General features: G+C 71.8%; 20 protein-coding genes and 1 pseudogene. 12 read left to right on the top strand and 9 right to left on the bottom strand.

All coding sequences use genetic code 11. The annotated features are described in order from the left end of the window. Nucleotides 1-7: 7 nt before the first annotated feature. Nucleotides 8-1,090: a multiple monosaccharide ABC transporter substrate-binding protein gene (gene chvE / locus HSO01S_RS11495; RefSeq protein ID WP_066041592.1), complete on the bottom strand. Its 1,083-nt coding sequence runs from the start codon at nt 1,088-1,090 to the stop codon at nt 8-10. A gap of 373 nt (nt 1,091-1,463) precedes the next feature. Next, a complete protein-coding gene (locus tag HSO01S_RS11500; RefSeq protein WP_066041462.1) occupies nt 1,464-2,480 on the bottom strand; it encodes a LacI family DNA-binding transcriptional regulator in 1,017 nt (338 codons plus the stop codon). A gap of 186 nt (nt 2,481-2,666) precedes the next feature. On the opposite strand from HSO01S_RS11500, the gene HSO01S_RS11505 reads away from it, so the two are divergent. The 5 genes from HSO01S_RS11505 (at nt 2,667) to HSO01S_RS11525 (ending at nt 8,816) form a co-directional block, all read left to right on the top strand. Next, the gene (locus HSO01S_RS11505; protein ID WP_066041464.1) at nt 2,667-3,725 is read left to right on the top strand and encodes a LacI family DNA-binding transcriptional regulator; all 1,059 of its coding nucleotides are present in this window, start codon (nt 2,667-2,669) and stop codon (nt 3,723-3,725) included. A gap of 98 nt (nt 3,726-3,823) precedes the next feature. Then, nucleotides 3,824-5,596 carry a xylulokinase gene (locus HSO01S_RS11510; RefSeq protein ID WP_066041466.1) on the top strand — a complete coding sequence of 591 codons (1,773 nt, stop codon included), beginning with the start codon at nt 3,824-3,826 and terminating at the stop codon, nt 5,594-5,596. Continuing rightward, entirely contained in the window at nt 5,593-6,369 is a 777-nt protein-coding gene (locus tag HSO01S_RS11515) for an L-ribulose-5-phosphate 4-epimerase (RefSeq protein ID WP_084361585.1), read from the top strand. Before HSO01S_RS11510 ends, HSO01S_RS11515 begins: the two co-directional genes overlap by 4 nt. Continuing rightward, complete coding sequence (gene araA, locus HSO01S_RS11520) at nt 6,366-7,889, top strand: L-arabinose isomerase (protein ID WP_066041468.1); 1,524 nt, start codon at nt 6,366-6,368, stop codon at nt 7,887-7,889. Before HSO01S_RS11515 ends, araA begins: the two co-directional genes overlap by 4 nt. After that, the gene (locus HSO01S_RS11525; RefSeq protein WP_066041470.1) at nt 7,890-8,816 is read left to right on the top strand and encodes an aldose 1-epimerase family protein; all 927 of its coding nucleotides are present in this window, start codon (nt 7,890-7,892) and stop codon (nt 8,814-8,816) included. Between the two features lie 10 nt (nt 8,817-8,826). On the opposite strand, the gene HSO01S_RS11530 is transcribed toward HSO01S_RS11525, so the two are convergent. From HSO01S_RS11530 to HSO01S_RS11545, 4 genes are all read right to left on the bottom strand, one after another. Beyond that, entirely contained in the window at nt 8,827-9,840 is a 1,014-nt protein-coding gene (locus HSO01S_RS11530; protein WP_066041472.1) for a zinc-dependent alcohol dehydrogenase family protein, read from the bottom strand. Between the two features lie 20 nt (nt 9,841-9,860). Continuing rightward, entirely contained in the window at nt 9,861-10,880 is a 1,020-nt protein-coding gene (locus HSO01S_RS11535) for a phosphotriesterase family protein (RefSeq protein WP_084361586.1), read from the bottom strand. Then, entirely contained in the window at nt 10,877-12,370 is a 1,494-nt protein-coding gene (xylB, locus tag HSO01S_RS11540; RefSeq protein ID WP_066041474.1) for a xylulokinase, read from the bottom strand. Before xylB ends, HSO01S_RS11535 begins: the two co-directional genes overlap by 4 nt. Nucleotides 12,371-12,441: 71 nt before the next feature. Beyond that, nucleotides 12,442-13,176 (bottom strand): SDR family NAD(P)-dependent oxidoreductase, encoded by a 735-nt coding sequence (locus HSO01S_RS11545; protein WP_066041476.1) that lies wholly within the window; start codon nt 13,174-13,176, stop codon nt 12,442-12,444. Between the two features lie 193 nt (nt 13,177-13,369). Between HSO01S_RS11545 and HSO01S_RS11550 the strand changes: the two genes are divergently transcribed. The 5 genes from HSO01S_RS11550 to HSO01S_RS11570 are packed head-to-tail and all read left to right on the top strand — an operon-like array spanning nt 13,370 to nt 17,489. Beyond that, nucleotides 13,370-13,987, top strand: coding sequence for a glucose-6-phosphate isomerase family protein (locus HSO01S_RS11550; RefSeq protein ID WP_066041479.1), 618 nt, complete (start codon nt 13,370-13,372; stop codon nt 13,985-13,987). Then, on the top strand, nt 13,984-14,631 hold the full coding sequence (gene eda, locus HSO01S_RS11555; RefSeq protein WP_066041482.1) for a bifunctional 4-hydroxy-2-oxoglutarate aldolase/2-dehydro-3-deoxy-phosphogluconate aldolase: 648 nt from the start codon (nt 13,984-13,986) through the stop codon (nt 14,629-14,631). Before HSO01S_RS11550 ends, eda begins: the two co-directional genes overlap by 4 nt. A 52-nt stretch (nt 14,632-14,683) precedes the next feature. After that, nucleotides 14,684-15,652 (top strand): shikimate dehydrogenase family protein, encoded by a 969-nt coding sequence (locus HSO01S_RS11560; protein ID WP_066041485.1) that lies wholly within the window; start codon nt 14,684-14,686, stop codon nt 15,650-15,652. A 3-nt stretch (nt 15,653-15,655) separates the two neighbouring features. Beyond that, nucleotides 15,656-16,582 (top strand): NAD(P)-dependent oxidoreductase, encoded by a 927-nt coding sequence (locus tag HSO01S_RS11565; RefSeq protein WP_066041487.1) that lies wholly within the window; start codon nt 15,656-15,658, stop codon nt 16,580-16,582. Between the two features lie 34 nt (nt 16,583-16,616). Further along, on the top strand, nt 16,617-17,489 hold the full coding sequence (locus tag HSO01S_RS11570) for an SIS domain-containing protein (RefSeq protein WP_066041489.1): 873 nt from the start codon (nt 16,617-16,619) through the stop codon (nt 17,487-17,489). A 42-nt stretch (nt 17,490-17,531) separates the two neighbouring features. Here HSO01S_RS11570 and HSO01S_RS19070 read toward each other — a convergent pair whose 3' ends face one another. After that, nucleotides 17,532-18,149, bottom strand: coding sequence for a TetR/AcrR family transcriptional regulator (locus tag HSO01S_RS19070; RefSeq protein ID WP_281177822.1), 618 nt, complete (start codon nt 18,147-18,149; stop codon nt 17,532-17,534). Between HSO01S_RS19070 and HSO01S_RS19735 the strand changes: the two are divergent. Next, nucleotides 18,064-18,336: pseudogene (locus HSO01S_RS19735) on the top strand (alcohol dehydrogenase catalytic domain-containing protein); the annotation flags it as partial. The gene HSO01S_RS19070 and the pseudogene HSO01S_RS19735 overlap by 86 nt on opposite strands. 158 nt (nt 18,337-18,494) lie before the next feature. Next, nucleotides 18,495-18,962, top strand: coding sequence for an MDR/zinc-dependent alcohol dehydrogenase-like family protein (locus HSO01S_RS19500; RefSeq protein ID WP_066041496.1), 468 nt, complete (start codon nt 18,495-18,497; stop codon nt 18,960-18,962). A 107-nt stretch (nt 18,963-19,069) separates the two neighbouring features. Here the strand turns inward: HSO01S_RS19500 and HSO01S_RS11585 are convergent, their stop codons facing one another. Both HSO01S_RS11585 and HSO01S_RS11590 read right to left on the bottom strand, forming a co-directional pair. Then, nucleotides 19,070-20,116, bottom strand: a complete 1,047-nt coding sequence (locus HSO01S_RS11585) for a zinc-dependent alcohol dehydrogenase (RefSeq protein ID WP_066041498.1) — start codon at nt 20,114-20,116, stop codon at nt 19,070-19,072. Nucleotides 20,117-20,218: 102 nt separating this feature from the next. Then, entirely contained in the window at nt 20,219-21,232 is a 1,014-nt protein-coding gene (locus HSO01S_RS11590; RefSeq protein WP_066041500.1) for a sugar ABC transporter substrate-binding protein, read from the bottom strand. Nucleotides 21,233-21,264 lie beyond the last annotated feature (32 nt).

The following is a 21,264-nucleotide window of genomic DNA, read 5'->3' on the forward strand; positions in this document are numbered from 1 at the left end:
GTGCGGATCAGCCGTTCACCTGGGCGTCGGTGTAGTAGCCGCCGTCGACCAGGACCTTCTGGATGTCGGCCTTGGTGACCACGACCGGCTGCAGCAGGTACGAGGGCACGACCTTCTTGCCGTTGTCGTAGGTGTCGGTGTCGTTGGTCTCCGGGGTGCCGCCGGTCAGCAGCGCCGTCGCCATGTCGACCGCGACCTTGGCGAGCTCACGGGTGTCCTTGTAGATCGTCGAGTACTGCTCGCCGGCCTCGATGGCCTTGACCGAGTCGAGCTCGGCATCCTGACCGGTGATGATCGGGATGTCGGCCGTCGTGTAGCCGGCCGAGGTCAGCGCCGAGATGATGCCGCGCGAGATGCCGTCGTAGGGCGAGAGCACGCCGTTGACCTTCGAGCCGTCCGAGTAGGTCGAGGTGAGGATGTTCTCCATGCGGGCCTGGGCGGTCGCCGGGTCCCAGCGCAGCGTCGCGACGGTGTTGAAGTCGGTCTGGCCGCTCTTGACGACGAGCGTTCCGTCGGCGATGTAGGGCTTCAGGGTGTCCATCGCGCCGTTGAAGAAGAAGGTCGCGTTGTTGTCGTCGGGGCTACCGGCGAACAGCTCGATGTTGAACGGGCCCTTGGTGCCGGTCTTCGCGCCGCTCGCGTCGACCAGGCCGAGGCCGGTCAGGAGCGAGGTCGCCTGCTCGACGCCGACCTTGTAGTTGTCGAAGGTGGCGTAGTAGTCGACGTTGTCGGAGTCGCGGATCAGGCGGTCGTAGGCGATGACCGGGATGTCGTTGTCCTTGGCGTTCTGGAGCGTGTTCGTCAGCGTCGTGCCGTCGATGGACGCGATGATCAGGGCCTTGGCGCCCTTGGTGATCATGTTCTCGATCTGGCTGACCTGCGTGGGGATGTCGTCCTCGGCGTACTCGAGGTCGACCGTGTAGCCGGCGTCCTCGAGCTGCTTCTTGATGTTGTCGCCGTCGGCGATCCAGCGCTCGGAGGACTTGGTGGGCATGGCGACGCCGATCAGGCTGCCGTCCCCGCCGCCGCTGGATCCGCTGTCGCCCGAGCTGCTCGAGCCGCCCGCGCAGCCGGCGAGCGAGACGACCATGGCCCCGGCGGCCAGGAGCGAGAGTGCGATTTTCTTCTTCACGGTGTGTCCTTTTCTGTGTGTGATGACTTCGTTGTCTGCAGGTGGTGCGGCGAAAGGGTCAGACGTCCTCGCCCGAGGCGAGCGGAATCGGGGAGACTGTGACGCCCCGGTTCTCCATCAGTCGCGGTCGTGTCGGCCCCGGGCCGCGGATGCCGTGCTGAGAACGGCGATGCGGGCGGCTGAGAGGGACACGCGTCAAACTCCTTCGTTTGGTTCGAGCTGAATGTGAACGGTCACATCGACTTGGGCAATGGTGCCTCACGATCCCGAAAAATGTCAACCCGACTTTTCCGGGCGGGCCCGATCGGCACCGGATCGTCACCGGATCGGGTCAGAACGGCGGCGGGGCGGTGCTCCCGCGCACCACGAGATCGGGCACGAGGCCCACCTCGGGGCGGTCGTCGTCCGAGAGCCGGCCGAGCAGCAGCGCGACCGCGCGGCGCCCGAGTTCGGGGAAGTCCTGCCGCACCGTGGTCAGGGGCGGCCAGAAGTGCGCCGCCTCCGGGATGTCGTCGAACCCGGCGATGCTCACGTCCCGGGGCACATCCAGGCCCGCCTCGCGGACGGCGTGGATGAAGCCGAGCGCCATCTGGTCGTTGGCCGAGAAGATGGCCGTGAAGTCCCGCACCCTCAGCAGCTCGCGCCCCGCGTGGTAGCCGAAGTCGGCGCTCCAGTCGCCGAGGATCGGCGCGGTCGCCGGCAGGTCGCGATCGCTCATCTCGGTCAGGAAGCCGTGCATCCTGGCCTCCGCCTCGATCCAGTCCTGGGGTCCGGCGAGATGGTGGATGTGCCGGTGCCCGAGATCGATCAGGTGCCGCGTGGCCAGCCGCGCCCCGGTCACCTGGTCGACCGAGAGGGTGTTGCGCGACGCACCCGCACTCTGCAGCGTGACGAACGGCACCGAGAGGTTCAGCTCGTCGAAGGTCTCGAAGACGCGCACCTGCGGGGCGAGGATGACCAGACCCTCGACGGCCTGGTCGAGCAGGTGGCCGAGCGCCTGCCCGATCGACTCGGGGTCGGTGGCCTCGAGGTTCACGGTGTTGACGAAGTAGCCCTCGGCGCGCGCGGCCTGCTCGATGGCCAGGATGCTCGAGGCCGGCCCGTAGTGCGCCGCCTGGTAGGCCACCACCCCGATCGTGCGGGAGCGGCTGGTGACGAGCACCCGCGCGGCCCGGTTCGGCCGGTACTGCAGGTCGTCCATCACCCGCTGCACGCGGGCCTTCGTCTCGACCCGGATGCTGGGGTGGTTGTTCAGCACGCGGGAGACGGTCTGGTGCGAGACCCCCGCGATCCGGGCCACGTCGCGGATGCTCGGCGCCCGGGTCACCCGGGTGTCGTCTTCCGCCATCTGCCCGCTCCACTCCCGCCGTGCGGCGGAGCACCGCCCGCACCTTTGCGTGACGAGCGCGGACCAGTCATGTGCACGGTCACATCGCGTTCGTGAGTCGATTATGTCGCCCGTCGGCGGCGAGCGCGAATGCGGGCTCGCGGGGCGGTGCTGACGGGCGGGGCCCCGTCCCCCGATAATCATCAGATGACTGCAGATCCCGTTCCCCCGGCCCCCGCACGGCGTCAGCGCCCGGCGAACGTGATGGACGTGGCCCGCGCGGCCGGCGTCTCGCACCAGACCGTCTCGCGGGTGCTGAACGATCACCCGAGCCTGCGGCCGGGCACCCGGCAGCGCGTGCTCGACGCGATGGCCGAGCTCGACTACCGCCCGAACGCCGCCGCCCGGGCGCTGTCGTCGAACCGGTCGCGGATGATCGGCATCCTCTCGACGGCCGCCGGCGAGTACGGCCCGGCGTCGAGCGTCGCCGCCGTCGAGTCGGCGGCGCGGGCGCGCGGCTACAGCGTCACGATCGCGAACGCCGACGGCCTCTCCCGGGCCTCGATCGACGAGGCCGTCGACCACCTGGCCGCCCTCTCGGCCGAGGGCCTGGTCGTCGTGGCGCCGCAGACCCGGGTGCTCGAGACGCTCTCGAAGCGCTCGTTCGGCATCCCGTGGGTGACGCTGCAGGCGGTCGCCGACCCGGATTCCCCGCACGAGGGGGGCGTCGGATCGGTCGCGCCCGTCGGCCACGGGCGGCCCCTGGACCAGGTCATCGGGGCGCGGCTCGCGACCGCGCACCTGGCCGAGGCGGGCCACCGCAGAATCGGGCACATCACCGGCCCGGCCGACTGGATCGACGCGGCGCAGCGGGTACGGGGCTTCCGCGAGGAGCTCGCATCGCGCGGGCTGGACGACGATCTGCTGGCGACCGGGGACTGGAGCGCGGCATCCGGCCACCGGGCGGGGCGGGAGCTGATCGAGCGCGGCGCGACCGCGATCTTCGCGGGCAACGACCAGATGGCGCTCGGTGCCCTCGCGGCCGCGGCCGAGGCCGGGCTCGAACCGCCGGCCGAGCTCAGCATCGTGGGCTTCGACGACGTCCCGGAGGCGGCGTTCTACCGGCCGGCGCTGACGACGGTGCGGCAGGACTTCTCCGAGGCGGGGCGCCGGGCGGTCGCCCTGCTGCTCGGCGAGAGCGAGGTCGCCCCCTCGGTCGAGCCGGTGCTGATCGTGCGCGGATCGACGGCGCCGCCCGCGCCCTGACCCGACCCGTCGGATGACAGACGGGCGCGGGTGTCGTACACTTCCGTTGTGATCGATCATGTGATCGCTCACATGTCGAGCCGAAGGAGTCCCGCCGCATGAGCGAGCCTGTCGTTCCCCTGGGCTCGCCGCCCGCCGAACCGGCTCGGAGCGGCGCGGCCTGGACCATCCTCGAGGAGCGCACCGCGCTCGGCATCGAGTTCGGCTCGACCCGCATCAAGGCCTGCCTGATCGGCCCCGACGCCGAGGTGCTCGCCGTCGGCAGCCACGACTGGGAGAACGACTTCGTCGACCGCACCTGGACCTACTCGCTCGACGACGTCTGGTCGGGCGTGCAGGCGGCGCACGCGGCGCTCGTCTCCGACGCCGAGGAGCGGTACGGCGTGCGCCCCACCGGCTACGGCTCGATCGGCATCTCGGCGATGATGCACGGCTACCTGGCCTTCGACGGCGACGACGAGCTGCTCGTGCCCTTCCGCACCTGGCGCAACACGACCACGGGCCCCGCCTCCGCCGAGCTCGGCGCCCTCTTCGGCGTCTCGATCCCGCTGCGCTGGTCGATCGCCCACCTGCACCAGGCCGTGCTCGACCACGAGCCGCACGTGCCGCGCATCCGTCACCTGACCACCCTCGCCGGGTACGTGCACGAGCGACTCACCGGCCGGCGCGTGCTCGGGGTCGGCGACGCCTCGGGGATGTTCCCGATCGACCCCGCGACCGGCGGCTTCGACACCGATCTGATCGCGCGCTACGACGAGCTCGTTGCGTCGAGCGCCCCCGGGCTCGATCTCGCCGCACTGCTGCCCGACGTGCTCGTCGCGGGCGAGGCGGCCGGCGAGCTGACCGCCGAGGGCGCGCTGCTGCTCGACCCGTCTGGGCTCCTCCGCCCCGGATCGCTGTTCTGCCCGCCCGAAGGGGATGCGGGAACCGGGATGGTCGCGACCTGCTCGGTCGCGCCCCGCACCGGCAACGTGAGCGCCGGAACCAGCATCTTCGCGATGGTCGTGCTCGAGCATCCGCTCTCCCGCCCGCACGACGAGATCGACGTGGTGACCACCCCCGCCGGAGACCCGGTGGCGATGGTGCACTGCAACAACGGCGCGAGCGAGCTGGCCGCGTGGGCCGGGCTGTTCACCCGGTTCGTGGAGGTGGGGCGGGAGGGCGCCGGGCAGGGAGGCGCCGGGCAGGCGGCCTCCGGAGGCTCGGCTCACGGCGACCGGTCTGCAGTCGCCGACGGTGACGCCGTCTTCGACATCCTGTTCCGCGAGGCCCTCGCCGGCGACGCGGATGCCGGCGGCCTGCTCGCCTACAACCACCTCGCGGGAGAACCGATCGCCGGCCTCGACGAAGGCCGGCCCCTCGTCGTCCGCACGCCGGACAGCCGCTTCACGCTCGGCAACTTCATGCGCGCCCAGCTCTACGGCGTCTTCGGCACGCTCGCCCTCGGCATGCGGGTGCTCGACTCCGAGGGCGTGGCCCTCGACCGGATGTTCGCCCACGGCGGCCTCTTCCGCACCGCGGGCGTGGCCCAGCGGTTCCTCGCCGGTGCGCTCGGCGCTCCGGTCGCCGTGAACCGCACCGCCTCGGAGGGCGGGGCGTGGGGCATGGCCGTGCTCGCCGGGTTCGCGGCGGCGAAGTCCGCCGAGGCCGACGCCGCAGCCGCTTCCGGCTCGGCCCCCGCATCCGGCTCGGCCACGAGCCTCGACCGCTACCTGCACGAGACCGTCTTCGTGCGCGCCGACTCCACCGTCGTCGACCCCGACCCGGCCGACGTCGCCGGGTTCGCCGCCTACCTCGACCGCTACCGCGACGGGCTCGCCGTCGAGCGCGCCGCCGTCCTCGCCCTGCCCCTGGAAGGAGCATCCTCGTGACCGACGCCCCCCGCGCCGACAGCCCCGGCGACCCCGCGACCGGCACCGCCGACGCCGTCACCGCCGACCTCACCTCGCCCGAGCTCCGCGACGCCATCGAGCGCACGCGCGAAGACGTCGCGAGCCTGCACGCCGAGCTCGTCCGCTACGGGCTCGTGGTCTGGACAGGCGGCAACGTCTCCGGCCGCGTGCCCGGCGCCGATCTCTTCGTGATCAAGCCCTCCGGCGTGATGTACGACCAGCTGCGCGCCGACAACATGATCCTCTGCACGCTCGACGGCCAGGTCGTCGAGGGCACCCCCGGCTCGGAGCGCTCCCCCTCGAGCGACACGGCCGCGCACGCCTACGTGTACCGCAACATGACCGAGGTGGGCGGGGTCGTGCACACGCACTCCCCCTACGCCGTGGCGTGGGCGGCGTTCGGCGAGCCGATCCCCTGCGTCACGACCGCCATGGCCGACGAGTTCGGCGGCGACATCCCGATCGGCCCGTTCGCGATCATCGGCGACGACTCGATCGGCCGCGGCATCGTCGAGACGCTCTCCGGCCACCGCTCGCGCGCCGTGCTGATGAAGAACCACGGACCGTTCACGATCGGCCGCGACGCCCGCGACGCCGTCAAGGCCGCCGTGATGGTCGAGGACGTCGCCCGCTCGGTGCACTACTCGCGCCAGCTCGGCACCCCGGCCCCGATCGAACCGGCCGCCATCGACTCCCTCTTCAACCGCTACCAGAATGTCTACGGACAAGAGCCGACAGGATCCCTCACGTGAGCACGCTCAGCACCGACCTCAGCCCCTACGAGATCTGGTTCTTCACCGGAAGCCAGAACCTCTACGGCGACGAGACCCTCCGCCAGGTCGCCGAGCAGTCGCAGGTGATCGCCTCGACCATCGACTCCGCCGACGCCGTGCCGGTGCGGATCGTCTGGAAGCCGGTCCTGAAGGACAGCGAGTCCATCCGCCGCGCCGCCCTCGACGCGAACGCCGACGACCGCGTCATCGGCGTGATCGCCTGGATGCACACCTTCAGCCCCGCGAAGATGTGGATCGCCGGTCTCGACGCGCTCACCAAGCCGCTGCTGCACCTGCACACCCAGGCCAACGTCGAACTGCCCTACGCCGAGATCGACTTCGACTTCATGAACCTCAACCAGGCCGCGCACGGCGACCGGGAGTTCGGCTACATCCAGACCCGGCTCGGCGTCGCGCGTAAGACCGTCGTCGGTCACGCCACGAACCCGCTGGTGCAGAAGCAGATCGCCGACTGGTCGCGTGCGGCCGCCGGCTGGCAGGCCACCAAGACGCTCAAGCTCGCCCGCTTCGGCGACAACATGCGCTACGTCGCCGTCACCGAGGGCGACAAGACCGAGGCCGAGCTGCGGTTCGGCGTTCAGGTCAACACCTGGGGCGTCAACGAGCTGGCGGATGCGGTGGCCCGGTTCGAGGGCGACACCGCGGCGGTCGACGCCCTCGTCACCGAGTACGAGGAGCAGTACGACGTCGTGCCCGAGCTCCGCGCGGGCGGCGAGCGCCACCAGTCGCTCCGCGACGGCGCGGCGATCGAGCTCGGCCTCCGCTCCTTCCTCGAGGAGGGCGGCTTCGGCGCCTTCACCACGAGCTTCGAAGACCTGGGGTCGCTCAAGCAGCTGCCCGGGCTCGCCGTGCAGCGCCTGATGGCCGAGGGTTACGGCTTCGGCGCCGAGGGTGACTGGAAGACCGCGATCCTGGTGCGGGCGGCGAACGTGATGGGCTCGGGCCTGCCCGGCGGCGCCTCGCTGATGGAGGACTACACCTACGACCTGGTCGAGGGTGCCGAGACGATCCTCGGCGCGCACATGCTCGAGGTGAGCCCGTCGCTCACGACCGCGCGCCCGACGCTCGAGATCCACGAGCTCGGCATCGGCGGCAAGGACGACCCGGTGCGCCTGGTCTTCACGGCCGACCCCGGCCCGGCCGTCGTCGTCGCGCTCAGCGACATGCGCGACCGCTTCCGCCTCGTCGCCAACGTCGTCGAGGTCGTCGAGCCCCGCGCACCGCTGCCGAACCTGCCGGTCGGCCGCGCGGTCTGGCGACCCGAGCCCTCGTTCGCCGTCTCGGCCGCCGCCTGGCTCACCGCCGGCGCCGCGCACCACACGGTGATGTCGACCGCGGTCGGCATCGACGTGTTCGAAGACTTCGCGGCCATCGCGAAGACCGAGCTGCTGCGCATCGACGCCGACACCACGCTCCGCGGCTTCCAGAACGAGGTGCGCTGGAACCAGGCCTACTACCGTCTCGCCCAGGGGTTCTGAGTGACTCGGCCGCTCTCCGGCGACCAGCTCGAACTCGTCTCCGACGGGTACCGGGCCACGGTCGCGACCGTCGGGGCCACCCTCCGGCGGCTCAGCCACGACGGGCGCGACCTCGTGCTCCCGTTCGAGGCCGACGAGCTGCGGCCGAACTACCGCGGTGCCGTGCTGGCGCCGTGGCCCAACAGGGTGGTCGACGGCCGGTACCGGTTCGCCGGGGTCGACCACCAGCTGGCGCTGACCGAGCCCTCGCGTGGGCACGCCCTGCACGGGCTGGTCAGCTGGCTCGAGTTCGAGGTCGTCGAGACGGCTCCGGATGCGGTGACGCTCCGCACCGGCATCCCCGCGCAGGCCGGGTACCCGTTCCCGCTCGAGGTCTCGGTCGCTTACCGGCTCGACTCCGATGGGCTGACGACCGTCGTCTCGGCGACGAATGTCGGCGACGCACCGGCCCCGTACGGAACCGGGCCGCATCCGTATCTCGTGGGCGGCGAGGGCCGCGTCGACGACTGGACCCTGCGGCTGCCGGCGCGGATCGTGGTCGACATCGTCGGCGAGCGCCTGCTGCCCGGGCGCACACGAAGCGTCGGCGAGGGGGACGGAGAACTCGACTTCCGGGTTCCGCGCCCCGTGGGCACGACCTTCATCGACCACGCCTTCGGCGGCCTCGAACCGGATGCGGACGGCGTGACCACGGTGACGGTCACCGATCGCGCGGGGTCGGGCGCCGGCATCCGCTGGGAGACGGGACTCCCCTGGGTGCAGGTGCACACCGCCGACCTGCCGGACGAGGGGCCGGGGGCCGGGCGCCGCGGGCTCGCGGTCGAGCCGATGACCTGCCCGCCGGACGCCTTCAACTCGGCTGAGGACCTGATCGTGCTGGAGCCGGGGGCGACCGCGACCCGGTCGTGGACGGTGTTCGCGGTCTAGATCGCCACCCCTACGGCCGGATGACCGCCTTGATGCAGCCGCTGTCGGCGACGGCGGCGAGCGCCTCGGCGTAGTGCTCGAGGTCGAAGGTGTGCGTGATCATGCCTTCGGTGTCGATCCGCCCGCTGCGGAGCGCCGCCAGAGAGCGGTCGAACGAGAACTGCTGCGCGAACGAGCCCTTGATCGTCAACTCGCGCCGGAAGACCTCGTACGGCAGGATCGGCAGCTCGGCGTTCTCGCCGGTCATCCCGTAGACGAAGATCGTGCCGCCGGTGCGGGTCAGCTCGATCGCGTGCTGCAGCACCGGGATGGCGCCGGTCGCGTCGATCACGACGTCGAAGCCGACGCCGCCTGAGAGCGCCAGGAGGTCGGCGGTCGCATCCGTGCCGCGCTCCACCTGCACCGTGCGGTCGGCGCCGTGGGCGGCGGCGAACTCGAGCTTGGCCCGGGTGGGAGCGGCCACGGTCACCGATCCGGCGCCGGAGGCCCTGAGCAGCTGGGCGAGCAGCAGTCCCGTCGGCCCGGCGCCGAACAGCAGCACGTCGGCGCCCGGCGTGAGCGCGAGCACGTCGAGGCCGTGCACCACGCACGCCGCCGGCTCGGCGAAGACGGCGACCTCGGGGTCGAGGTCGTTCACCACGAAGCACCGGTCGGCCGAGGCGATCACGTACTCGGCGAACCCGCCCGGGGCGTTGACGCCCTGCGCGAGCAGGTACCGGCAGAACGCGGGGCGGGCCCGGCGGCACTCGTCGCAGTGCCCGCAGGCCGCGGTGTTGTCGAAGGTGACGCGGTCGCCCGGTTCGAGGCCGGCCACCTCCGCACCCCGCTCGACGACCTCGCCCACGATCTCGTGCCCCGGGATGAGCGGGTAGGTCGGCCCGAACTCCCCGTCGTGCAGGTGCAGGTCGGTGCCGCAGACCCCGGCGACGATCACGCGGATCAGCACCTCGCGGGGGCCGGGGACGGGGGTCGGGATCTCGGCGAGGGAGAAGCGGCCGGGCTCGTCGTAGACGATGGCTTTCATGTTCTGAGGGGCCTTTCGGGTCAGGCGGGCATGGCGAGCAGCCGTCGGCCGTTCGCGATGGTGATGAGCTGGTAGTCGTCGTCGTCGAGCAGGGCGCGGACGCGGGGCAGGAAGCGCTCGGGCAGGTAGGCGAGGCCCGGCATCCCGCGGTAGGCGCGGTACCGGGTGCGGCGCGCGACGTCGCCGCCGAGCAGCAGGCGCGCAGCCCCTCCCGCCTCGACGACCCGCACGAGGCAGTCGAGGATCGCGGAGTCCGGGGCGTCCTTGTGCCGCGCCATCCCGTCGTAACCGAGGTACGCGCCGCGCGCGGCGAGCTCGGCGTGCAGCCCCGGGTCGAGATTGCGGTCGGCGTGGGCGAGCACGACCCGGCCGGCGGCGACACCCTGGGCGTCGAGCCGGTCGAGCACCTCGTGGGCCGCCGAACCGAAGTCGAGGTGCACCATCACCGCGCATCCGGTCGCCGCACTCGTCGCGGCCGCGGCCTCGAGCACGCGCGACTCGAAGTCGCCGATGGCCCAGTAGCGGATGCCGGCCTTGACGATGCCGGCCCGGATGGCGGAGCCGTCGGGTGCGGTCGCCGCCGCCCCGCCGTCGAGCCGGAAGCCGGCCCGGACGTCGTCGGTGAAGAGCCTCGTCAGCTGCTCGACGGACCGGCCGAGCAGCGGATGCCCGGAGCCGTAATGGCCGCCGTGGTGGGCGCCCGTGGTGTGCACGACGGCGAGTCCGGTGGCCGCGCTGATGCGGGCCGTCGCCTCGACGTCGCGGCCGAGCCCGGTCGGGGTCGCGTCGACGATCGCGCCGACGTCGGCCTCGGCCAGGGAGCGGGCTTCGAGACCGGAGAGCTCCTCGTCGTCGAGCTCGTCGCCCGGGAGGAGCGGCGAGACCTGGAACAGGTGCTCGTGGTAGTCGAGCACGCCGAGTCGGCCGGGCTCCACGTCACCGAGGACGGTGCGGACGACGGAGCCGGGCGCCGGGGCGGCGGCGGATGCGCGGGAGGCCGCGTCGGTGGCGCCGGGCGGGCGGGTGACGTCCGCCGTCACCGCTCCAGCCCGTCGAACCACGGCTCGAGGCGCCGGTAGGCGTCGAGGAAGGTCTCGTACTCCCGGCCGTACCGGGCGTGCCGCGCGGGGTCGGGCTGCCGCTCTTCGGTGCGGGTCGAGAAGCGCAGAGCGACATCGAAGTCGTCGAAGATCCCGGTGCCCACGCCGGCCACGACCGCGGCGCCGATGGCGTTCGCCTCGTCGACCAGGTCGCGGGCGCTCACCGGCACGCCCCAGACGTCGGCGAAGATGTCGAGCAGCAGCCCCGAGTTGGCGGCACCGCCGATGGCGTCGATCGAGTCGATGCGGGTGCCGTTCTCGACGAAGGCGCGGAGCCCCGTGTAGAGGTTGAACGCCACGCCTTCGAGCACCGCACGGGTGAGCTCGCCTCGCCCGTGGTGCATGAGCAGGCCCACGAAAGCGGCGCGGGCGGCCGGGTTCCAGTACGGCGAACGCTCGCCGAGCAGGTGCGGGAGGAAGTAGAGGCCGTCCTCGGCCGCCTTGGCCGTGACCGCAGCGCCGAGGAGCTCTTCGTACCGGTCGTCCTGACCCGGCGCGAGCAGGGAGGTGACCCAGGAGAGCGCGGCGCCGCCGGTCTGCATCGTGGCCGTCGGCACGAACCGGCCGGGGATCACGTGGTTGAAGGTCATCGAGCGCATCAGGGGGTCGTGCAGGGGTGCATCCGCACTCACCGAGACCCACGACGACGAGCCGAGGTAGGCGTAGGCGCCGGAGGAGGCGTCGATGATGCCGGCGCCGAGGGCCGCCATGGGGCCGTCGCCACCGCCGATCACGACGGGAGTGCCCTCGGACAGGCCCGTCTCGCGGGCCGCCTCCGCGGTGACCGTGCCGATCACAGTGGTCGACTCGACGATCTCCGGGAAGAGGCCGCGATCCAGGCCCGCCGCCTCGATCAGCTCCTCGGACCAGCCCTTCGCGACCTGGTCGTAGGCGTTCGTGCTCGACGCGTCCGAGGGGTCGGTGACCCGCACGCCGGTGAGCCGGTAGGCCAGGTAGTCCTTGGCCTGGAGGACGGTGTCGATCCGGGCGAAGGCCTCGGGCTCGGTGTCCCGGAGCCACATCACCTTCGAGAGCGAGTAGGTGGGGTTGAGCCGGTGACCCGTGATCGCGTAGGCCCGATCCATGCCGACCCGCTCGATCAGGGTGTCGCACTGCGCGCCGGAGCGCGTGTCGGCCCAGATGATCGCGGGGCGCACGATCTCGCCCGCCGCATCCACCGGCACGACGCCCATCATCTGACCCGAGAAGGAGACCGCGTCGATCTCCGAGCTCGAGATCCCGCCCTTGGCGAGCAGTTCGCGGTTGGCCGTGGCCATCGCGTTCCACCAGTCGTGCGGATCCTGCTGGGCGCGGCCGCCGGGGCCGAAGTCGGCGCCGTAGCCCACCGAGACGGCCGCGATGAGCCGGGCGTCGTTCGAGACGAGCGTCGCCTTGTTGCCGGTCGTGCCGAGGTCGTGGGAGATGATCACGGGGAGTCCTTCGAGGGTCGAGCGGATCGAGCAGGTGGAGCGGGCAGGGCGGTGGGGCGGTCGGCCGCGGGTCAGCGCAGCGAGTAGCCGCCGTCCATGAGCAGCTCGGCGCCGATGTAGTAGCGGGCGTCGTCGCTCAGCAGGAAGGCGACCGAGGCGGCGACCTCCTCGGGGGTCGCGAACCGGTCCACGACGACATCCCGCTTCCAGGTGTCGTGCATGTGCGCCTTCAGGTGGTTGAGCGGGGTGTCGACGTACCCGGGCGAGAGGGCGTTGACGCGCACGCCCGCGGTGCCCCACTCGACGGCGACCGACTTCGTGAAGGCGGTGACGGCGGCCTTGGAGGTGTTGTAGGCGGCCTGCTTCTGCGGGTAGTTGACGACGGCGTTGCCCGACATCGAGGCGATGTTGACGATCGCGCCGCCGCCGCGGGCGATCAGTTCGCGGCCGAAGGCCTGGCAGGTCAGGAAGACGCCGCGGAGGTTGACCCCGAGCACCGCGTCGAACTGCGCGACCGGCATGTCGACGACGGCCACGTCGTCCTCCACGATCCCGGCGCTCGTGACGAGGTCGACCGGCCGGTCGTCGTCGGCGTAGAGCGCCGCGACCACCGCGGAGACCGAATCGGGCGAGGCGAGGTCGAGCTCGAAGCCGCGGACGCCCTCGGGAAGGGTGTCGAGTCCTGCGCGGTCGAGGGCGTAGACCTCCGCGCCCTCGGCGACGAGACGGCGGGCGATCGCCTGGCCGATTCCTCCGGCACCTCCGGTGACCGCCACGCGACGGCCGGTGAAACGAGTCGTGTCCACGGGTGTTGTCCTCCCTGATTCTCCATTGAGTCCGCGAGCGTTGCGAGGCGCTGCCTAGTAAAACTACATCAAATCGGCCGTGCAATGCATCCCGACCCCCGCATCCAGGCATATCGACCCCCGATTTCGCCTCCGAGGGGACGGGATGGCACGATGCTTGTAGTATGACTACCGACTCTCGAGGAGGAGACGCATGACATCCGCCGCCACGGCCATCGACCAACCCACCCTGATCGAGATCGCCCCCACCGGGCAGCTCACGGGGGCGACCCGGCACTACGAGAAGCAGCTCGGCGACATGGCCGGCGTCTACCTCGACGAGCGGGCCTGGACGTCGGCGGTCGAGCGCGAGGGTGCCGAGACCCTGATCTACTCGGTCGACGAGCAGAAGTACCAGGACGGCCCCGGCGCCCTGATCGTCGGCACCAGCACACTGCTGCCCGGCTCCTACGGCGACGAGTTCGCCGTCACCCGCGGCCACCTGCACGCGATCTCGGATCGCGCCGAGCTCTACTACTGCCTGAGCGGCCGCGGCGTCATGCTGCTCGACACCGTCGACGGGCGCACCGCCGCCGTCGAGCTCACGCCGGGCAAGGCCGTCAACGTGCCCGGCCACTGGATCCACCGCAGCGTCAACGTCGGCGACGAGCCCTTCGTCACCCTCTTTTCCTATGCCGCCGACGCCGGTCAGGACTACGCGATCATCGCCGAGGCGGGCGGGATGAAGACCCTCGTCGTCTCGGACGGCGACGCCGGCTGGACCACCATCCCCAACCCCCGCCACCGCGGCTACCGGAAGGCCTCGGCATGACCGGCTCGCCCCTCGAGCGCCTGACGCTCGCCCGCATCGTCCCCGTCGTCGAGATCACCGACCCGGCCCGCGGCGTCGAACTCGCCCGTACCCTCGTCGAGGCCGGCCTGCCGGTCGCCGAGGTCACCCTCCGCACCCCGGCAGCCCTCGAGGCGATCCGCGCGATCGCCGACGAGGTGCCCGGCTTCCTCGTCGGCGCGGGAACGCTGCTGACCCCGGCCCAGGTCGAGGATGCGGCCGAGGCCGGCGCCCACTTCGGCGTCTCGCCCGGGTTCACTCCCGAGCTCTCCCGAGCCGCCTCCGACCGCGGTCTGCCGTTCGTGCCGGGCGCCGTCACCGCCTCCGAGATCCTCGCGGCCGCGGACCTCGGGCACACGCACCTCAAGTTCTTCCCCGCCGAGCAGTCGGGAGGAGCGGCCGCCGTCGGCGCGTTCGCCTCCCCGTTCGCCGCCCTCGGCATCCGCTTCATGCCCACCGGCGGCGTGCGCCCGGCGAACCTCGACGCGTACCTGGGCCTTGCCACCGTCTTCGCGATCGGCGGCACCTGGATCGCCCCGCGCGACCAGATCACCGAGGGCCGGTTCGACGAGATCGGCCGGGCCGCCCGCACCGCCGTCGCGACGGTCGCCGCCTACGGCGCCTGAGCCGGCAGCTTTTAGACCCCGGCACTCCCAGACCACAGAGAAAGAAGACCCCGTGCCTCGCACCTTCACCCCCGACACCCTCGAGCCGGCGTCGATCCCCACCTTCTACTTCATCGGCGTCACGACCGGCAGCTCGTCGATCCGCACGGTGTTCCCCGCCTGGGCGGAGGCGCTCGGGCTGGGTGAGGTCGAGCTCGTCGGGATCGACCTGCCCCTGCACGCGCCCGAGGAGCAGTACCGCACGGTGGTGTCGTTCCTGAAGGACGACCCGCTGAGCTTGGGCGCGCTCGTCACGACCCACAAGATCGACCTCTACCGGGCCGCCCGCGACCTCTTCGACGAGATCGACCCGCTCGCCGAGCTGATGGACGAGGTGAGCTGCCTCTCGAAGCGCGACGGCCGGTTCCGCGCCCACGCGAAGGATCCGATCTCCTCCGGGCTCGCGCTGGACGCCTTCCTCCCGGCCGGCTACTTCGCCGAGGCCCCGACCGACGTCGTCGTCTTCGGTGCCGGCGGCTCGGCCATCGCGATCGACTGGTACCTCTCCCGGCCCGAGCGGGGCGCCGACCGGCCCGCGAGGATCGTCGTCACCAACCGCAGCGGCGGCCGCCTCGAGACCCTGCGGGCGATCCACGACGAGGCCTCGGCCGAGGTGCCGCTCGAGACGGCGCTCGCCCCGACGGCCGAGGACAACGACGCCGTGCTCGCCTCCGCGAGCGCGCGGGCCGTCGTGGTCAACGCGACCGGCCTCGGCAAGGATGCCCCGGGCTCGCCGCTCTCCGACGCCGTCGTCTTCCCCGAGCGGGCCGTCGTCTGGGATCTCAACTACCGCGGCGACCTGGTTTTCCTCGACCAGGCCCGCGCGGCCGAGGCCGAGCGCTCGCTGCAGGTCGAGGACGGCTGGATCTACTTCATCCACGGCTGGACCCAGGTGATCGCCGAGGTCTTCGACGTCACGATCCCCACCAGCGGACCGGTGTTCGACGAGCTGTCCGCGATCGCGGCGCGCACGAGGGCCTGACCGATGCGCATCCTCGTCACCCCCCGCTCGATGACCGCCCAGGGCCTGGACGCCGTGCCCGAGCTGCAGCCGCTCCGCGACCTCGGGGCCGAGCTGGTGGCGGGCCCGGCCGGCCGGCTGCCGAGCGAAGAGGAGTTGCTCGCCCTGGTGCCCGGCATCGACGGCTGGCTCGCCGGCGTCGAGACCGTGTCGGTCCGGGTGCTGGATGCCGCCGACCGGCTGCGCGTGATCAGCCGCAACGGCGTCGGAGCGGATGCGGTCGACGTGGCCGCCGCCGAGGCCCGCGGCATCCGGGTGGAGCTCGCGCGCGGCGCGAACTCCCGCGGGGTCGCCGAGCTGGCCGTGCTGCTCATGCTGGCGAGCCTCCGCGACCTCCCGCGCGCTGACGCCGCCATGAAGGCCGGCGGCTGGTCGCGCTCGCTCGGCCGGGAGATGCCGGATGTGACGGTCGGCCTCGTCGGCTTCGGCGCGATCGGCCGCATCGTCGCCCGTCTGGCCGGCGCGCTCGGCGCCCGCGTGCTCGCCTACGACGCCTTCGCCGAGGTCGAGCCGGCCTCCGGCGCCGAGAGCGCCTCGTTCGCTGAGGTCTTCGCCCTCAGCGACGTCGTCTCGCTGCACAGCCCGCCCCCGGCCGACGGCACCCCGCTCGTCACCGCCGAGGTGCTCGCCACCATGCGACAGGATGCGGTGCTGATCAACACGGCCCGCTCGGCCCTGGTCGACGACGGCGCGGTGCTCGACGCGCTCGAGTCCGGCCGGCTCTCCTCGTACGCGGTCGACGCCTTCGACACCGAGCCCCCCGCGCTCACCCCGCTGCTCCGGCACGAGCGCACGATCCTCACCCCGCACCTGGGCGGTTTCACCGGCGCGAGCACGCGGCGGGCCACGGAGCAGTCGGTGGCCAACCTGATCGCTACGCTGGGGTTGTAATCGCGCCACCGTGGCGCGGCGGGGAGATGCGCCCATGAAGCCCGAGAGCTATTCGCCCACGAACGCCCCGCTGCTCGAACACCTGAGCAACGTGATCGGCACGCTGCGCAACTCCGAGCGCAAGGTCGCCCAGCTGGTCGCCGACAACCCCTCGTTCGTGATGAACGCGACCATGGCGGGGGTCGCCGACGCGGCCGGGGTCAGCGAGCCGACGGTGATGCGGTTCTGCACCTCGCTCGGCTTCGGCGGGTTCCAGCAGTTCAAGATCTCGCTCGCGCAGACCCTCGCCCTCGGCATCCCGGCGACGCTCTCCACGATCGGCCGCGAGGACTCGATCGAGGTGCTGACCACGAAGATCTTCGACCACACCATCTCGAGCCTCGACCGCGCGCGGCGGTTCCTCGACCCGGCCCAGATCGAGCGGGCGGTCGAGGCCATCCTCAAGTCGACCTCGCTGACCTTCGCGGGTCTCGGCGCCTCGGCCATCATCGGGCTCGACGCCGAGCAGAAGGCCGCCCTGTTCGGCGTGCCCTCCACGGCGCCCTCCGACCCGCACCAGCAGTTCATGGCCGCCTCCACCGCCCGCTCCACCGACGTCATCGTCGCGATCTCGAACACCGGGCGCACCCGTCAGGTGGTGCAGGTCGCGCAGACGGCTCAGGAGAGGGGCGCCACGGTGATCGGGATCTCGGGCGAGGACAGCCCGCTCCTGGAGCACTGCGACATCCCGCTGATCGTGAAGACGATCGAGGACACGGACATGTACACCCCCACGGTCAGCCGCCTGGCCGGGCTCGTGGTCATCGACATCCTCGCCACCTCGGTCGCGCTGCGCCGCGGCGAGGAGCACATGGAGAACCTCACGTCGATGAAGGAGGGCCTGGCCCGCTTCCGCCGCAACGGCTGACCGCGCTGTCCGGCGCCGGGCGTCCGACACCGGGCGAGCGGGTCATCCCGGGCCGGAGATGCCATGGACGAGGATCGTGCTGAGGGCACGCACCGCGGTCGCGGACGATGCCCCCTGCCCGCCAGAGAACGCCGTCATCGCGAGCATCCCGACCCGGACGTCGCCAGCCGTCACCCCCGGTCGCAGAGCGCCGGCCTCGAGGGCTCGGCCGACCAGTCGGTCGAGGGCCTCGGCGTGCTCGCGCCGGGCCTGCGTGAACGGCGCTCCGTCGGCGGTGCCGTCGAGCAGCACGCGGAGCAGCCCCGGGTGCGCGATCTGCACCTGCGTGAACCAGTCGATCACCGAACGGAGGCCCTCCCACGGGTCGGGCTCGGCGAGGGCCGACCGCATGGCACGACTGCAGAGGTCGACCTGGGTCGCCAGCACGGCCTCGACGAGTTCGTTCTTCGTGGGGAAGTGCCGGTAGGCGGTGGCGATGCCCATCCCCGCCTCGCGGGCGATGGTAACGGCATCATCCCCCAGCGAAAGGTGCGACGTGATCGCCGTCCAGTTCGACCGACCCGGTCCCTCCTCCGTGCTCCATCTCGGCGAGAGGCCGGTTCCCGCGGTTCCCGAGGGGCGGATCCTGATGCACGTGCGGGCGGCCGGGATCTCCCCCATCGACCTGTCGCTCCGTGCCGGCACCTCGGCGCTCAGCTCGTCGCTCGCCTTCCCCCACGTCACCGGCATCGACGCGGCCGGCACCGTGGCCGAGCTCGGGCGGGGCGTCTCGGGTGTTCACCTCGGAGACGAGGTGTTCGGCACGGTGCTGCTCTCCGACTTCGGCGGAGCCACAGCCGAGTACGCCGTGCTCGACCACTGGGGCGGAAGCCTGCCGAGTGGTCCTGGGCGGAGGCCGCCGCCGCCGGCTCGGCCCTCGAGACCGCGACCCGCGCCCTCGACCTGCTCCACCTCGTCCCCGGCGAGACCGTCGTCGTCGAAGGCGCGGCAGGCGGCATCGGATCGATGGCCGCCCAGCTCGCCGTCGCCCGCGGAGCGCGGGTGTTCGGCACGGCCCGCGAGGAGTCGCTGCCCGTGGTCGCCGCCCTGGCGGGCGTCACGCCGGTACCGAGCGGAGAGGGCTGGATGCGCTCCCTCCGCGACGGGGGCATCGACCGGGTGGATGCCGCACTGGATGCCCGGGGAGGAGGCGCGCTCCCGGCCCTCGTCGCCGCGGCCGGAGGCCCCGAGCGGGTCGTCACGATCGCCGACCCGGCCGCCGCCGAGCACGGCGTCCGCTTCACCCGGGGGTCCCTGGCCGGCGAGCCGACCGGCCATCACGGACTCACGACGATCGCCGGTTCCGGCGGGCGGCCCGCGGCGACCATGCCCATCCGCGCGACCTTCCCGTTCTCGGAGGCTCCCGCGGCGCATGACGCCGCGCAGACCCGCCCCGCCTGGCGGCGCGTGGCGCTCCTCAACGACCGGGTCTGAAGGATCGGACGACCACCGACCGAGGCGGCCGACGAGTCCGCCGAGACAGGAGAGCGGGCGACACCACCACAGGCCGCCCGCTCCCGGCTCATCGCCGTCCGGCCGGGTCAGTCGAGCTCGACTCCCGCGCCGGTCAGCAGCACCTTGATCTGATCGCCTCCGGCCGCCGCCGCGAAGGCCGCGGGGGTCTGTTCGAGCGGGAAGCTCGCGGTGATCATGTGCCCGGCGTCCACTCCCCCGGCCGCGATGATCGCGATCGCGTCGGCGTAGTCCTCGCTGAGGTAGGTGGCCGCGCCCTGCAGCCGCACCTGGCGGTCCTGCAGGATGAAGGCGGGCACCTCGATCGGCTTCGACGGCACCCCGACGATCACGACGGTCCCGCCGCGCTGCACCATCTCGATCGCCGAGGTGACGGTGGGCTGGATGGAGACGCAGTCGAAGACGACGTCTGCCGATTCGCCCAGCTCCGCGCGCACGAGGGCCGCGACATCCGGGGCCGCCGAGTCGACGACCGCGTCGGCGCCGAGCTCGAGCGCACCCTGGCGCTTGGCCTCGAGCACGTCGGTCATCACGATCCGGCGGGCGCCCTTGGCGCGGGCCGCGGCGAGCATGAGCAGGCCGATCGTGCCGCAGCCGATGATCGCCACGGCCTTCCCGGCGATGTCCCCGGCGAGCCGCACGGCGTGCAGCGGGGTGGAGAAGGGCTCGATCAGCGACGCCATCCGCAGGTCGAAGCCCTCGGGCACCACGTGCAGCCGGTCGGCGCGCACGGTGAACAGGTCGGCCATGCCGCCCTCGCGGAAACCGCAGCCGAAGAACTCGAGGTTCTCGCAGATGTTGGAGCGCCCGGTGGTGCACATCTTGCAGTGACCGCAGGGCAGCGGGGGCTCCGGCGTCACGAGCTGACCGATCGCGAGCCCGGTCACGTCGGCGCCCAGCGCCTCGACGACGCCGACGACCTCGTGGCCCGGGTAGTACGGCGGCTTCATGGTCGGATGCGTGCCGTGCATCCCGTGGATGTCGGATCCGCAGACCCCGGCCACCTGGAGCGAGACCAGGGCCTCGTCGGCACGGACCTCGGGCACGGCTTCGATGACCACGTCGACCTGCCCGGGGGCGGAGACGATCACGCGGCGACGGGTGCTCTCACTCATCGGCGTTCCTTTCCTGGAGGAGTAAGGGGAGGGATAGGGGGTGGAACGGGATCGGCCGGCAGTCCCGGAAGAGGGGCTGCCGGCCGATCGGAGTCCGACGGATCAGAAGATGCTGTTCGCGTCGTAGTAGTCGGCGACGTTGTTGCAGTCGATGCCGGCCGCCTCCGTGTACTCGTTGGGCTCGAAGTCGCTCGCGGCCTTCTCACCGGTGCCGAGCTGCACGGCGATCTCGAAAGCGCGCTCGGTCGCCAGCGACGGGGAGTTGAGGCCCGTCGAGACGTACTGCGCGTCGCAGCCCTTCATGATCTGCTCGAGCGCCTGCTTCTGGCCGTCGGCCGAGGCCGCCACGAGGGTCTTCGTGTTGCCCTGGTCGTTCAGCACGGTCAGCGCACCGAGGGCCATCGAGTCGTTCAGGCCCAGGATCAGGTCGAGGTCCGGGTTCGCCGCGAGCATCGACTCGGTGGCCGGAACCGCCTTGTCCTGCGCGTAGTCAGCCTCGGTCTCGGCGACGACGTCGAATTTGACGCCGGCCTTGGTGAGACCGTCGAGGAAGCCCTGCTGACGCGCCGGCCCGACGATCACGTCGTTCGGCCCGCCGTTCAGCACGCCGATCTTGATGTTCTGGCCCGAGGTGAAGCGCTTCGCGGTCAGTTCGCCGGAGAGCGAGCCGACGGCCGAGTTGTCGGAGGAGACCGAGGTGACGCCCACATCCGGGATGCCCGTGTCGATGAACAGCAGCGGGACCTGCTCGGCGATCTGCGCGAGCTGCTCCTTCTCGGTGTCCGGGCTGATCGCGTTGACCACGATCACGTCGGCCCCCTGCGACAGCATGGTCTGGGCCTGGTCGAGCTGCGTGACCGGGTCGCCGCTGGCGTTCTGGAAGAGGAGCTTGAAGCCCTCCTTGTCGGCCAGGTCTTCGGCCATCGACTGCATCGCGGAGTAGTAGGGGGCGTCGAGCTGGCGCTGCAGGAAGCCGATCGTCAGATCCTTGACGTCCTTGGTCTCAGCAGCTTCCGTGCTGGAGGAGCCCGAGGTGCTGCCACCGACGGTGCCGCAGCCGGCGAGGGAGAAGAGGACCGCCGCCGCTGCGACTGCCCCGAGGACTCGTTTCTTCATTGTCATCATTGACCTCATTCGAGAGTGATTAC

The sequence above is a fragment of the Herbiconiux solani NBRC 106740 genome (assembly GCF_001571005.1).
Classification (GTDB): Bacteria; Actinomycetota; Actinomycetes; order Actinomycetales; family Microbacteriaceae; genus Herbiconiux; species Herbiconiux solani.